Here is a 14,076-nt window from a genome sequence, read left to right on the forward strand (position 1 = left end):
TCCAGGGAGTTTCCGTCGGTTACTCGCCAGTAGACCGACGGAAACTCCCTGGACTACCCGGACCGACCTGGTCGACCGACCCCGAAGAGATCTTCGAGGAGCTCCGAGCCGCCACGAAGGGCGGCAAGGCGGACTACAGCGGCATCACCTACGACCGCATCCGCGAAGAGAACGGCGTCTTCTGGCCCTGTCCGGAAGGCACCGAGGGCACCCCGCGCCTCTTCGCCGACTCCTTCTTTCACGCCGACGGCCGGGCCCGCTTCATCGACGTCGACCACCGCGGCGCGGCCGAGCAGCCGACCGCCGACTACCCGCTCCACCTGACGACCGGCCGGGTGCTCGCGCAGTACCAGTCCGGGGCCCAGACCCGGCGGATCAAGGACCTTCCCGACGAGGGCGCCTTCGTCGAGATCCACCCGCTGCTCGCCGACCGGGTCGGCGCCCACGACGGTGACCCGGTCGTCGTCCGCACCCCGCGCGGCGAGATGAAGGCGCCCGCGCGGATCGTGACCACGATCCGCCCGGACACGGTCTTCGTGCCCTTCCACTGGGTCGGTGCCAACAAGCTCACCAACGACGCCCTCGACCCCTCCAGCCGGATGCCGGAGTTCAAGGTCTGTGCCGCGGCGGTGAGCGCATGAGCGAGCCCATGACCGAGCCCATGACCGAGCGCAGGATCGTCATCATCGGTGGCGGCATGGCCGCGGCACGCCTCGTCGAGGGACTGGTCGCGCGCGGCCTCGGCCCGCAGACGACCGTGCTCGCGGAGGAGCAGCACGTGCCGTACAACCGGATCCTGCTCTCCGCGGTGCTCGAGGGCACCCACCGTCCCGGCGCGCTCGCGCTGCGCGAGAGGCAGTGGTACGCCGACCGGGGAGTCGACCTCCGCCTGAACAGCCTCGTCGTGGACATCCACCGCGACACCAAGACGGTCGAGCTCGCCGACCGGACGCGGATCCCCTACGGCCAGGTCGTCCTCGCCACCGGGGCGATCCCGAGCCTGCCGCCGATCCGCGGCGTGGTGCGGATGGACGGCTCGATGGACCCGCGGGTGCAGGCGTTCCGCAGCCTCGACGACTGCGCTCGGCTGCTCGACACGCTGCACGACCACCCGCGGAGCGCGGTGATCGTCGGCGGTGGCCTGCTCGGGCTCCAGGTCTCCCGCGCCCTCGCGGTGCGCGGGATCGAGACCGAGATCGTCGAGGGTCGTGACCACCTGCTCAGCAGCCAGGTCGACGCGTCGGCCGGCAAGGTGCTGAAGCGGTCGATGGCCAAGCTCGGCACCCAGGTCTACCTCGGCGCCCGGGCGACCCGGCTGACCGACGAGGGCCTCAAGCTCGACAACGGCTACACCCTCGAGACCGACCTGGTGGTGCTCACCGCAGGTGGCCGCCCCCGCGCCAACCTCGCCCGTCGTGCCGAGCTCACCGTCAACCGCGGCATCGTCGTCGACGACCAGCTCCGCAGCGTCGACGACCCCGACGTCTATGCGATCGGCGACTGCGCCGAGCACAACGCGACGACCACCGGCTTCGTGAGCCCGGCCTGGGAGCAGGCCGGTGTCCTCGCCGAGGTCCTCGCCGGCAACCAGGCGGCCTATGAGGGACACCGCGTCGTCGCCCGCCTGCGCGCCACCGACCTCGACGTCTGCGTCCTCGGCGAGCCCGAGAACGAGACCGGCGAGGTCGTCGAGATCGCCAACCCGATCAAGGGCACCCACCGCAAGCTGGTCGTACGCGACGGCCGCATCGTCGCCGGCGCCCTCGTCGGCGACCTGAGCCGGGTCGGCCTGATCACCCAGGCCTTCGACCGCCAGACCGTCCTCGGCGAGCACGAGGCCGGACAGCTGCTGCTGCCCGAGCCGTCCTCGTCGGGCTCCGGGATCCCACAGCTCCCCGACGACGCGGAGGTGTGCGCCTGCGCCGGTGTCAGCGCCGGCCGGATCCGGGCGTGCCGGTCCCTCGAGGACGTACGCGACACCACCCGGGCCACCACCGGCTGCGGCGGCTGCGCGCCGACCGTACGTCAGCTCCTGGCCACTCGGCCCAGTGGCAACCAGCTCAACGCCAGTCAGATCAGTGCCAGCCAGATCAGTAACGGGCAGCTCAGTGTGGAAGGAACAACATCATGAGCCCTCACCTCCGCAAGAAGGTCGTCGTGGTCGGCCACGGCATGGTCGGTCACCGCTTCGTGACCGCCGCCATCGAGCGCGGTCTCACCGAGACCCACGACATCGTCGTCTTCGGTGAGGAGCCGCGTCCGGCGTACGACCGGGTCGCCCTCACCAGCTTCTTCGAGGTCGGCGCCGAGGCCCTCTCCTTCCTTCCCTCCGGGGTCTACGAGGACCCGCGGGTCACGCTGCGCACCGGCACGAGCGTCGTCGAGATCGACCCGGCGGCCCAGACGGTGATGCTCGCCGACGGCGAGGAGATGGCGTACGACGAGCTGGTGCTCGCCACCGGAGCGGCGCCGTTCGTGCCGCCGGTGCCGGGTTCGGAGCTCGGGAACGTCTTCGTCTACCGCACGATCGAGGACCTCGAGGCGATCCGGGAGGCCGCGAAGACCGCGAAGGCCGGGGCCGTGATCGGCGGTGGCCTGCTCGGGCTGGAGGCCGCCAACGCGCTGCACCAGCTCGGGGTCGAGACCCATGTCGTCGAGCTCGCGCCGCGGCTGATGGCCGTCCAGATCGACGACGCCGGCGGCAACACGCTCAAGCGTCACATCGAGAAGCTCGGCCTCACCGTCCACACCGGTGTGATGACGGAGTCGATCTCGCCGGATTCGATCGAGGAGATCGCGGTCGTCGACGCGGACGCCGACGGCATCCTCGACGGCAAGGTCAGCGCGCTGAAGTTCAAGGACGTCGAGGAGCCGCTGGCGGTCGACATGGTCGTCTTCTCCGCCGGCATCCGGCCGCGGGACGCGCTGGCCCGCGCGGCCGGCCTGGACCTGGCCGAGCGCGGCGGCGTGCTCGTCGACGAGCAGTGCCGCTCCTCCGACCCGCACGTGTGGGCGGTCGGCGAGTGTGCCGCGCCCGGCGGGAAGATGTACGGCCTGGTGGCCCCCGGCTACGACATGGCCGAGGTCGTCGCCGACGCCCTGCTCGGCGGTGCCGGCACCTTCACCGGTGCCGACATGTCGACGAAGCTCAAGCTTCTCGGCGTCGACGTCGCCAGCTTCGGTGACGCGCACGGCACCACGGAGGAGTGCCTCGAGCTGACCTACTCCGACGCCGTCGCAGGCGTCTACAAGAAGCTGGTGATCAGCGAGGACGGCACCCGCCTGCTCGGCGGCGTACTGGTCGGCGACGCGAGCGCCTACGGGCTGCTCCGGCCGATGGTCGCCTCGGGCATGACGCTTCCGGAGAACCCGGAGGAGCTGATCCTCCCCCAGTCCACGGGCGGTGGGGGAGGGATCCAGCTTCCGCCGGAGGCACAGATCTGCTCGTGCAACAACGTCACCCGCGGTGACATCGAGGCGGCCGTCGACAACGGCTGCGAGAGTGCCGCAGACGTCACCAAGACCACCAAGGCGGGAAGCACCTGCGGCTCCTGCAAGGTGCAGGTGAAGAAGATCGTCGAGGACTACTTCACCGCCCAGGGCAAGACCGTCGACACCTCGCTGTGCGAGCACTTCAAGATGACCCGCGCCGAGCTGTTCGACGTGGTGCTGATCCACGGCTACAAGACCTTCGACGAGATCATCGAGGCCCACGGCACCGGCCGCGGCTGTGACCTGTGCAAGCCCGCCGTCGCGAGCATCCTGGCGAGCCAGCTCAACGGGCACGTGCTGGCCAAGGAGAACCGCAAGCTCCAGGACACCAACGACGCCTACCTGGCCAACCTCCAGAAGAACGGCTCCTACTCCGTCGTCCCGCGCATCCCCGGCGGCGAGATCACCCCCGAGGGCCTGATCGTGATCGGTGAGGTGGCCAAGGAGTTCGGCCTCTACACCAAGATCACCGGCGGCCAGCGCATCGACATGTTCGGCGCCCGGATGGAGGACCTGCCCGCGATCTGGAAGCGTCTGGTCGACGCCGGGTTCGAGTCCGGCCATGCCTATGGGAAGTCGCTCAGGACCGTGAAGTCCTGCGTCGGCTCCACCTGGTGCCGCTACGGCGTCCAGGACTCCGTCGGCCTCGCGATCATGCTGGAGACCCGCTACCGCGGGCTGCGCTCGCCGCACAAGCTCAAGGGTGGCGTCTCCGGGTGTGCCCGCGAGTGCGCCGAGGCCCGCGGCAAGGACTTCGGTGTCATCGCCACCGAGAAGGGCTGGAACCTGTACGTCGGGGGCAACGGTGGCGCCATCCCGGCGCACGCCCAGCTGCTCGCCGGCGACCTGAGCACCGAGGAGCTGGTCCGCTACCTCGACCGCTTCCTGATGTACTACGTGCGTACCGCCGACCGCCTCCAGCGCACCTCGACCTGGATCGACTCCCTCGACGGAGGCCTGGACCGGGTCCGCGAGGTCGTGGTCGACGACGTCCTCGGCCTGGGCACCGAGCTCGAGGCCGCGATGGCCACCCACGTCGACGGCTACTTCGACGAGTGGAAGGCGACGATCGAGGACCCGGAGAAGCTCAAGCGGTTCGTCTCCTTCGTCAACGCCCCCGAGATCCCGGACCCCAACATCTCCTTCGGGTCCACCCGTGGCCAGATCGTGCCGGACGTCGCCGACGGCCCGGCCGTTGTCGGACCGGTGGGGCTCGGTGCCACCATCCCTGTCGGCGCACCCACCCTGGAGGAGTCGCGATGACCCAGACGCAGACCCAGACGTACATCTCCGTCTGTCGCCTCGACGACATCGACCCCGAGACCGGCATCGCCGCGCTGGTCAGGGGCGAGGCGGTGGCCGTCTTCCGGACCTTGGACGACCGCGTCTTCGCGCTCTCCAACTTCGATCCGTACGGCCACGCCTCGGTGCTCGCCCGGGGCATCGTCGGCACGCGTGGCGAGGTGCCGTTCGTCGCATCGCCCCTGCTCAAGCAGCCGTTCGCGCTCGAGACCGGTCTGTGCCTCGACGACCCGTCGGTGTCGGTCGCGACCTACGAGGTCGAGGTCGTCGACGGGGAGGTACGCATCGGGGCCCGCCGGGGGTAGATCACGCCTGTGAGGCCGTGAGCGAAAGTTAGCGCCGCCGATCGAGCAGCCCGCGTACGACGAAACGCTGCCGCCGCAAGGTGGAAGCATGGCGGTGCAGAATGCTCAGGAGATCTACGATTCCGATGTGGACAGTGGCGCGCTGAGCGGCTTCCGTGTCGGGGTGACCGCGGCGCGGAAGGCCGAGGAGCAGATCAACCTGCTCGAGAGGCGAGGCTCCCAGGTGGTCTGGGCGCCCGCGCTCTCCGTCGACCCCAACCGGGTCGACGCAGGCGCGCTGCGTGCGGTGACCGAGCAGATCGTCGGCCAGAAGATCGACATGTTCCTGGCGACGACCGGCATCGGGATGCGTACCTGGTTCGACGCGGCCGAGGAGTGGGGACTGCTCGACCAGCTGCTGGAGACGCTCGGCGGCGCCGAGATACTGGCACGCGGACCGAAATCGGTCGGAGCGCTCCGGCGACGGGGTCTGCGGGAGCTGTGGGCACCTGAGTCGGAAGAGTTCGACGACGTCCTGGAGCACCTGCGCGGCCGCGACCTGAGCGGCAAGCGGATCGTGGTGCAGGAGCACGGCCAGTCGCTGTCGATGGTCGCGCACGCGCTGACCCGCCAGGGTGCCGAGGTGATCAACGTGGTCGTCTACCGGGTCGAGTCGGCCTCGGACCCGGAGCCGATGTTCCGGCTGGTCGAGGCCCTGTCCGACGGTGAGCTGGACGCGGTCACCTTCACCTCCGCGCCGGCCGTGGCGGCGTTCATGCAGGCGGCCGGCTCGGTCGGCCTGCGCGACGAGGTGGTGGCGGCGTTCCAGGCCGATGTCGTCGCTGCCTGCGTCGGTCCGGTGACCGCCGCCGCGTTCGAGATGTGGGGCGTGCCGACGATGGTCCCCGACCGCTCCCGCACCGCGGCGATGGTCAAGATGCTCGAGACGGAGCTGCCGCTGCGCCGCTCCGGACTGATGATCGAGCTGGTCGGTGGCCATCAGCTGCTGCTCCACGACGACGCGGTCATCCTCGACGGGGCCGAGGTCAAGCTGTCCCCGGCCCCCGCCGCCGTCCTGGGCGCGCTCGTCGCCAACCCGGGCAACGTCGTCTCCCGGCAGGCCCTGCTCGCCATGCTCCCCTCCGGCACCGCCGGCTCCGAGCACGCGGTCGAGATGGCGGTCGCCCGGCTCCGTTCGGCGCTGGGCACCAAGACGATCCAGACCGTCGTCAAGCGCGGCTACCGACTGGCGGTGGCCTCATGAGACTCGTCGTCGCCGCCCACGGCACCCGGCAGCTGCTCGGCAACGCCGTCGCCTCGATCATCGCCAAGCGCGCAGGCCGTGTGCTCGCGATGGAGTCGAAGGCTGCGTACGTCGAGCTCTGCGAGCCGCTCCTGACCGATGTCCTGGCGGAGGGGCAGCCATCCGTGGTGGTCCCGCTGCTGCTCTCGACCGGCTACCACATCAAGGTCGACCTGCCGCAGGCCGCCGAGGGGCTGCCGGTGACGATGGGCGGCGCGCTCGGGCCGGACCCGCTGCTCGCCTCCGCGCAGATCTCCCGGTTGGTCGCGGCGGGTGTCTCGCCCGGTCAGCCTGTGGTCCTGGTCGCTGCCGGCTCCAACGATCCCGACGCCCGGGCCGACATCGCCGCGGCCGGTCAGCTGCTGGCGGAGGGCTGGGGCGGTCCGGTCCGGGTCGCCACGCTCTCCGGCTCCGGAGCCCCGGCCATCGACGAGGTCGTACGCCCCGGCGACGCCGTCTCGCCCTACCTGCTCGCGCCCGGCTTCTTCTCCGACATGGTCCGGGCGCGTGCCGAGGCCGCCGGCGCGGAGACCGTCGCCGACGTCATCGGTCCCCACCCCGACGTGGTCGAGCTGGTCGTACGCCGCGCCTCCGCCCTTCTCGGCGAGGTCGGCGGTGGGCAGGCGCAGGTCGGGTAGGTGCGGGTTCGGTGGACACATCGCGGCGGCCGGTGTGTGGATGCTGACCGAGGTACCTCGGTGAGCATCCACTTCCTTCGCGGAGTTCCACGAGGGCAGTGAGCGTCCACCGAGTTACCTCGGTGAACATCCACCGACCGGGGACCGTCAGGTCGTGTAGTCGGCGTTGATGCGGATGTAGCCGTCGGTGAGGTCGCAGCCGTAGACGGTGAACTCACCCTCGGCGATGCCGAGGTCGACCTCGATCGAGACCTCGTCGCCAGACAGATAAGTCGACAAATCCGCCAATAGATTTGCCGAGACCTGTGCGGGGTAGGTCTCGGTGCCGCCGAAGGCGATGCGGACGTGCTCGGGGGAGATGTCGGTCTCCTCGCGGAGCTTGCCGATCGCCATCGCGACCCGGCCCCAGTTGGGGTCGGCGCCGTGGACGGCGGTCTTGACCAGCGGTGAGTTGACGATGGCCTTGCCGACCCGCTTGGCCTGGGCGTCGTCGCGGGCACCGCCGACCGAGACCGTGATCAGCTTGGAGGCTCCCTCGCCGTCGGAGGCGATCTTCTTCACCAGCGCGAGCGCGGCGTCGTAGAGCGCCGCCTCGAACTCGGCGAGGTCGACCGCGCCCGCCGCACCCGAGGCGAAGATCGCGGCGGTGTCGGAGGTCGAGGTGTCGGTGTCGATCGAGACGGCGTTGTAGGTGCGGTCGACGACCCGGCGGAAGGCCGCGTCGAGATCGGCGGCGGACACCTCGGCGTCGGTGAAGAAGTAGGTCAGCATCGTCGCCATGTCGGGCTCGAGCATCCCGACGCCCTTGGCGATCCCGACGATCGTTGCTCCACCGACGGTCCGGGTCTCGATCTTGGCGATCGTGTCGGTCGTCATGATCGCCGCCGCGGCCGCCTCGAAGTCTGCCTCGCCGGCGGTGCCGGCGAGCTTCTCCAGGGCGGGCGTGAGCACGTCCATCGGGTATTGCACACCGATCACGCCGGTCGATGCGACCAGCAGCTCCTCGGGGCGGACCCCGACGATGTCGGCCGCGAGGCGGCGTACCTCCAGGGCGTTGGCCTCGCCCGTCGGGCCGGTCGCGACGTTGGCGTTCTTCGAGATCGTCACCACCCCGCGGAACGCGGCGAGGTCCGAGGATCGGGAGAGCAGCACCGAGGCGCCGGCGAAGCGGGATCGGGTGAAGACCGCGGCACTCGTGACCGGGCCCGAGGGGGCGGCGACGACGGCGAAGTCGTCAGCGCCCTCCTTGAGACCGAGGTTGGCGGTGACTCCGACGAATCCGGCTGGCTGAGGCATGCGGACAGCCTAGAACCAGTCGTGGCGAGGCGTGCTCTATGTCCGCAACCAGGCGAACGCTGCCGCCTCGAGGATCATCCACGAGCGGAGTACGCGACCGACGAACGTGATCCCGACGAAGAGCATCAGGTTGGCCTTGAGGGAGCCGTAGACCACCGCGAGGATCGCCAGCGGCGGCAGTCCGCTGAGCGCGGCGACCGCGAGCAGGCCGCCGGCGTAGGCGGGCCGGCCCTGCGTACGCCGCTCCCACTTCGCCATCCGCTGCTGCCACTTCTCGCACGACATCTTCTTGCGGACGAAGGGGAGAGACGTGGTGCCGTGGCCGGCGTAGTACCAGACGACCTTGGAGCTGGTCTGGCCGATTCCCGCCACAAGGGCGAGGATGAGGGCTGAGAAGGTCAGGTTCGAGGCGGCGACCGCGAGGTAGGTCTCGAAGTTGATGAGGGGGAAGAGTCCTCCGGTGAAGGAAGCGGCGAAGGTCCCGAGAATGAGGTCCATCAGCCGACCTCTGGACCGCGCAGGAGTTGAAACAATTCAACGGAAGTGTGTTGGGGGATCACTCGCGAAACCTTAGATGTAATTCGTGTCACGATGCGACATCGGCGTCACATCCACATTACGGACGAGCCTCCGAAATGAGGCGTTTCTCACTTAAACATGGGGGTCACGAGGGTATCGGGACCGGCTATCGGAACATCGCCTGCGGTTGGATCGATCAATTGTCCAGGCCCGTGATGGATGACCCACTCTGGTGCACGGTACCCCGGTTGGAGGCCTCTTCAACTGGGGTAACGTGCCTGCAATCGGCGAAACTTTTGAAGGGTGTCGGAATGGTTGACGTGGACAAGGTCCTCGATGAGGCGGGGCTGACGAATCCTCATGTGCGGGAGTATGTCTCCTACTGGGCAGGGGTGACCGGAGCCGAGCAGATCGAGGTTGTCAGCGCAGCCGACGACGAGCGGCTCCTCCAGGAGTCGCTGGAGGCCGGTGAGCTCCTCCCGGTGACGGGTGGTCGCTACTACAGCCGTTCCTACAGCAAGGACACCGCGCGCTCCGAGGAGCGCACCGTGGTCGCCACCTCCAACCCGGAGGACAAGGGCGTCTACAACAACTGGAAGCCCGCCGACGAGACCGTCAAGACGCTCACCGAGCGGATGACCGGTGCCTCGGTGGGCAAGACGATGTACGTCATCCCCTACCTGATGGCTCCCGCGGGCAGCCCGCTCGAGGCCTACGCCGCCGGCGTCGAGCTCACCGACAGCCGTCCGGTCGTGCAGCAGATGATCCGGATGGCCCGTGTCGGCATCGACTACATCAACAACCTCGAGGACCCGAACTCGTTCGTCCGTGCCGTGCACGTGACCGGCGACCTGCCCAACCTCGGGCAGGGCACCGACAACGACCAGCGTCTGTTCGCGACGGTCGCCGACCAGCGTACGATCCTGCACTTCGGCTCCTCCTACGGCGGCAACGCGCTGCTGGGCAAGATCGCCCACGGCCTGCGCCAGGCCTGCTACGACGGCCGCGCCTCCGGCAAGTTCCTGGCCGAGCAGTTCCTGCTGCTGGGCATCAAGGACAAGGAGACCGGCGAGGACTTCCACGTCGTCGGCGGCTTCCCCTCGGCCTCCGGCAAGACCAACCTCTCGATGACGCTCTCGCCCGACGCCCTCGGTGAGCGTTACGAGGTCACCTTCTACGGCGACGACATCGCCTGGATCTGGGTCGGCGAGGACGGCAAGCTGCGCGCCTTCAACCCGGAGAACGGTGTCTTCGGTGTCGCCAAGGACACCAACGAGAAGACCAACCCCGGCGCCATCGAGGCGATCCTGCCGGGCTCGGGCGCGATCTTCACCAACGTCGCCTACAACGAGAAGACCCAGGAGGTCTGGTGGGAGGGGCTCACCAAGCACCACCCGGACGACCTCGACGGCTGGATCGACTGGAAGGGCGAGCGTCTCGCCGACCGGCTCGACTCCGAGCTCCGCGAGCCGTGGGCGCACCCGAACTCCCGGTTCACCACGCCGATCTCGAAGGTGCCCAACGCGGCCCCCGACTTCGACGACGCCGCCGGTGTGCCGATCGACGCGATCATCTTCGGCGGCCGCACCCGTGACCGCGAGCCGCTGATCCGCGCGATCACCGACGTGGCCGAGGGCGTCTACGACGGCCTCACCCTGGGTGCCGAGGCGACCGCCGCGGCCGACGGCCTCGAGGGCGTGCTCCGCTACGACCCGATGTCGATGCGTCCGTTCCTCGCCTACGAGGAGGGCGACTACGCCCGCCACTGGCTGAAGATCATCGGCGAGGCCAGCGACAAGCCGGTCTTCGCCCACGTCAACTGGTTCCAGCGTGACTCCGACGACGGTCACTTCCTGTGGCCCGGCTACCGCGAGAACGTGCGCGCTCTGCTGTGGCTGCTGCAGTTCAAGAAGGGTGAGGTCAAGGGCCAGCAGAGCCCCGTCGGCATCATCCCGACCGAGGACGAGCTCGACCTGCGCGGCCTCGAGCTGCCGCAGGAGGACCTCGACCGGATCCTCAGCCTCGACCTGGCCCGCTGGAAGCAGGAGATGGGCTTCCGCGAGGAGCACCTCAAGCAGTTCAAGCTGCCCGAGGAGATCTGGGAGGCGCACAAGCGCGTCGCTGCGGCCATCGACGAGGCCGCTCAGGCCTGATCGAGACCGCAGCCGGGGGCGGCGTACGGAACTTTCTTCCGTACGCCGCCCTTCGATGTTTCCGTGTGCTTCCGTTTCCTACGGGAAGATGAACTTTGTCTAGATCTGGAACAGATGCCCGGCCAGACATTTACGCGGTCGATCTCCGCCGCCTAAGGTTCCTGCCCGTGACGATCCCCATTGACCAGCCGCTTCGTGCTGCCTCGATCACCGAGGCGTACGCGCGGTTCTGGAAGAAGTACGCGACATTCTCGGGTCGCGCCAGCCGCACCGAACTGCTCTGGCCGATGCTCGTGAACCTTCTGCTGCTCATCGTCCTCGTCCTGGCACGGAACGACGTGGTGAGCCTCGTGATCGGTCTCTATGCGCTGGTCGCGTTCCTGCCGACCATCGCGCTCGGCGCCCGCCGGCTGCACGACATCAACCGCTCCGGCTGGTGGCAGCTGATTCTGGTCGTACCGATCGTCGGCGACATCGTCCTCGCGGTGCTGTGGCTGAGGTTCCCGAGCCCCGAGGGCGTCAAGTACGACCTGGCCGCATGACCTCACGCAAAACTCCCCTGGTGGTTCTCGGGGTTGTCCCCGAATGGCAGGCTATTGACATGAAGTCCCTCGCAGGAGCTGCAGCGAAGCGGCTCGTCTTCGAGACCCTCGGCTGGCTGCTCGTGCTCGCCGGGATCGCGGCGATGGTGCTGCCGGGCCCGGGGCTGCTGATGCTCTTCGGTGGACTTGCCGTGCTCTCCCGCCAGTACGCGTGGGCCCGCCGCTACGTCGAGCCGGTCCGTCTCCGTGCCCTGCGCGGGGCTGCCGAGGGCGTCGAGACCTGGCCGCGGATCATCCTGTCCACCCTGGGGGCGCTCTCCATCGGTGCTGTCGGCGTGGTCTTCCTGATCAGCCCGCCCGCGCCTCACTGGTGGCCCCTCGAGGCTTCCCTGTGGCTCCTCGGCGGCGAGTGGACCGGCGTCACACTGCTGGGCTCCTGCGTCATCGCCCTCGCCGTGCTCGGCTACTCCTACAAGCACTTCCACGGCCACCCCGACGCCCGCCACCAGCTCGACGAGTCCATCGAGCACACCGGCGAGATGAACAAGGTCGCCTGACTCTCACGCGAAGACCGACCGTCGGAGCCGACGGTCGGTCTTCGCGCGTGGTGCTAGGGCTTCCGGCCGTTCTTGTCGGCGCCGTCGCTCTGCGGCGGGTTCGGGGTCCAGCCGCGGGCCGCGTTGGGGTCCAGGACGTCGCTCGCGGTCTCGGTCCAGTCGTCGCTGTAGTCGGCCTGCCAGTCCTGGTCCTGGCCGTTGCGCCTGTCGTCCTTCCGGCCGCCGCGGCTGCCCGTGCCGGCCCCGCCACGTCCGCCACGGCCGCCCGCGCCGGTCGGGCCGCCTCGGGCCCCACGCGCACCAGCGCCGCGGGCACCTGCGCCGGCTCCGGCGCCACGTGCTCCGGCCCCGGCGCCGCGTGCTCCTGCTCCGGCTCCGGCTCCCGCGCGGGCACCGGCAGCGCCGGCCCTGGCCGCTGCGGACCTCGACGTGGCCCCGGCTGTCGCTGCCTTGGCAGAAGCTCCCGCCGCGAACTTGTTGGCGAGCGCCTTGGCCACGCCGGCCCCGAGCAGGGCCCCGCCGCCACCGATCGCGAGCGCGGTCATCCCGCCCGTGCCGCCCGCGAGCGGCGCAAGACCGTCAGCCGTCTCGACCATCGCGTACGACGTCGAAGGCGCCGGCGAGCCGTCGGCGTTCACCCACTGCGTGCCGTTCCACTCGGGCGTGTTCTCCGCCTCGTGCGCCGCGATGTTCGCCTTCTCCTGGGCGATCAGCTCGTGGCCCCAGCCGTCGGGGTAGAGCGTCCCGGAGTTGTACTTCTCCATCCGGGCCTTCGACGCTGCGATCGCGCTGTAGGAGCCGGGGGATGATGGGGCTGAAGGAGCCTGACTGGGACCGTCGGGGTCTGGTGCGTCGGTGATCTCGCGGACTGGGGGCTGGGCCGAATAGTTGCTTTCGTCGATCTGCTGGATGAGTTTCGCAGCAGCCTCCTCCGCTGCGGCGATCTTTGCCTCCTCGGCCGCCCACGCTGCCTGGTCCGATTTCAACTGGTTGGCATTCGACTGGGCAGTCGCGGTGTCCACGCCAGAACCTGACTGCGCGTACTGGGAGGCGGATGGATCCGGTCTCGGTCCGTGGTTTGTTGGGAGGTTGCCCTCCAACTGGTCGTGGGCAGTCTTTGCCGACTTGGTTGTAGTCTGTGCCTCCGCCAAGGCCTTCATTGCAGCATCGAGCTGACCGACCTTGGTGTTCAACTTGTCCGCTGCCTCGCGGAACGCCCGCTTTGCGGCCTCGGTGGTGAGAGACGTCTCTTCAAAGGCCTTGGACAATTCTCCGCTGGCCATCTCCAAGTTCGTGGCCGCGAGCGACAATGCCTCGCGTGCCTGCCTCCAGTCGTCGAGCCGTGCTGTCACCTCGTCGGGCTTCGCGGTGGCGACATACTGCTTGAGGATCACCATCATGCCGCCCTTGCTGATGCCGCCGCCTGCTGCGATCGCGTTCACTTGGTCGCCTCCTGGTCCTGCCCGAGCTCAGCGCGCGAGGCCGCTGTCTCTAGCGCCTCAGAGGACGGGAAGAACGGGAGATTGAAGTCCGGCAGGTTGAGCCGGCCGTCCCTGCCCAGGTTCTCAAAGAAGGGTCTGTTGATCTGGTCCACAGCTGATGTCAACTGAGTACGGAACGCGGCTTCAGCCTCTTCGTCAGCGTTCTTGACGGCGCGTACGGCGTTATCGAGGCCATCGATGAAGTCGATCAGCGCAGCATTGGTCTGAGACAGCGTGGAATTGATGCGCTCAGTGGCCAAATTCATGAGCTTCTCAAGCGTCTGTCCACTAGCGCTGCCGCCGAGGTTCCCAGACCCTGGCTTGTCGACGTGAGCCTTGTATACGTCGTCCTTCGCCTCTGTGAGGACCTGCTTGATCCTATTGACCAGGGCCTCGTTGACTCCGGTCGAGTGTGAACCTGCCACGTCGGCCTCCCCGAGTGTGCGCTTGCGGTAGGCAAAGTGTAGACACGACACCATCGGATCGTCACGGTCAATGATGATCGTGAA

At 68.7% G+C, this 14,076-nt stretch carries 13 protein-coding genes; 9 read left to right on the forward strand and 4 right to left on the reverse strand.

Annotated features, from left to right (window positions below; genetic code table 11):
* The 6 genes from ACFVDI_RS10750 to ACFVDI_RS10775 form a co-directional block, all read left to right on the forward strand.
* A partial coding sequence (locus tag ACFVDI_RS10750) for a molybdopterin oxidoreductase family protein (RefSeq protein ID WP_378904115.1) occupies positions 1-641 on the forward strand: 641 nt, incomplete at its 5' end.
* Positions 638-2,131, forward strand: a complete 1,494-nt coding sequence (locus ACFVDI_RS10755) for an FAD-dependent oxidoreductase (protein WP_378904118.1) — start codon at positions 638-640, stop codon at positions 2,129-2,131. The genes ACFVDI_RS10750 and ACFVDI_RS10755, both read left to right, overlap by 4 nt.
* Entirely contained in the window at positions 2,128-4,755 is a 2,628-nt protein-coding gene (nirB, locus tag ACFVDI_RS10760; protein ID WP_378904121.1) for a nitrite reductase large subunit NirB, read from the forward strand. The genes ACFVDI_RS10755 and nirB overlap by 4 nt, the downstream gene beginning before the upstream one ends.
* A complete protein-coding gene (gene nirD / locus ACFVDI_RS10765) occupies positions 4,752-5,099 on the forward strand; it encodes a nitrite reductase small subunit NirD (RefSeq protein ID WP_328528454.1) in 348 nt (115 codons plus the stop codon). Before nirB ends, nirD begins: the two co-directional genes overlap by 4 nt.
* Positions 5,100-5,187: 88 nt before the next feature.
* On the forward strand, positions 5,188-6,342 hold the full coding sequence (locus ACFVDI_RS10770; protein ID WP_378904125.1) for a uroporphyrinogen-III synthase: 1,155 nt from the start codon (positions 5,188-5,190) through the stop codon (positions 6,340-6,342).
* The gene (locus ACFVDI_RS10775; protein ID WP_378904128.1) at positions 6,339-7,019 is read left to right on the forward strand and encodes a sirohydrochlorin chelatase; all 681 of its coding nucleotides are present in this window, start codon (positions 6,339-6,341) and stop codon (positions 7,017-7,019) included. The genes ACFVDI_RS10770 and ACFVDI_RS10775 overlap by 4 nt, the downstream gene beginning before the upstream one ends.
* A gap of 147 nt (positions 7,020-7,166) precedes the next feature.
* On the opposite strand, the gene argJ is transcribed toward ACFVDI_RS10775, so the two are convergent.
* Both argJ and ACFVDI_RS10785 read right to left on the reverse strand, forming a co-directional pair.
* On the reverse strand, positions 7,167-8,315 hold the full coding sequence (argJ, locus tag ACFVDI_RS10780) for a bifunctional glutamate N-acetyltransferase/amino-acid acetyltransferase ArgJ (RefSeq protein ID WP_378904131.1): 1,149 nt from the start codon (positions 8,313-8,315) through the stop codon (positions 7,167-7,169).
* Between the two features lie 36 nt (positions 8,316-8,351).
* Positions 8,352-8,813, reverse strand: coding sequence for a hypothetical protein (locus ACFVDI_RS10785; protein WP_378904134.1), 462 nt, complete (start codon positions 8,811-8,813; stop codon positions 8,352-8,354).
* A gap of 332 nt (positions 8,814-9,145) precedes the next feature.
* Here ACFVDI_RS10785 and ACFVDI_RS10790 point away from each other — a divergent pair, with 332 nt between their 5' ends.
* From ACFVDI_RS10790 to ACFVDI_RS10800, 3 genes are all read left to right on the forward strand, one after another.
* The gene (locus ACFVDI_RS10790; RefSeq protein WP_378904137.1) at positions 9,146-10,987 is read left to right on the forward strand and encodes a phosphoenolpyruvate carboxykinase (GTP); all 1,842 of its coding nucleotides are present in this window, start codon (positions 9,146-9,148) and stop codon (positions 10,985-10,987) included.
* 167 nt (positions 10,988-11,154) lie between these two features.
* On the forward strand, positions 11,155-11,529 hold the full coding sequence (locus tag ACFVDI_RS10795) for a DUF805 domain-containing protein (protein WP_378904140.1): 375 nt from the start codon (positions 11,155-11,157) through the stop codon (positions 11,527-11,529).
* A 59-nt stretch (positions 11,530-11,588) separates the two neighbouring features.
* The gene (locus ACFVDI_RS10800; RefSeq protein WP_378904143.1) at positions 11,589-12,086 is read left to right on the forward strand and encodes a PGPGW domain-containing protein; all 498 of its coding nucleotides are present in this window, start codon (positions 11,589-11,591) and stop codon (positions 12,084-12,086) included.
* A gap of 53 nt (positions 12,087-12,139) precedes the next feature.
* Here ACFVDI_RS10800 and ACFVDI_RS10805 read toward each other — a convergent pair whose 3' ends face one another.
* Both ACFVDI_RS10805 and ACFVDI_RS10810 read right to left on the reverse strand, forming a co-directional pair.
* Positions 12,140-13,528, reverse strand: coding sequence for a hypothetical protein (locus ACFVDI_RS10805; RefSeq protein WP_378904145.1), 1,389 nt, complete (start codon positions 13,526-13,528; stop codon positions 12,140-12,142).
* Positions 13,525-13,992, reverse strand: coding sequence for a hypothetical protein (locus tag ACFVDI_RS10810; protein WP_378904148.1), 468 nt, complete (start codon positions 13,990-13,992; stop codon positions 13,525-13,527). Before ACFVDI_RS10810 ends, ACFVDI_RS10805 begins: the two co-directional genes overlap by 4 nt.
* Positions 13,993-14,076 lie beyond the last annotated feature (84 nt).

It is taken from the genome of Nocardioides sp. NPDC057767 (assembly GCF_042798275.1).
Classification (GTDB): Bacteria; Actinomycetota; Actinomycetes; order Propionibacteriales; family Nocardioidaceae; genus Nocardioides.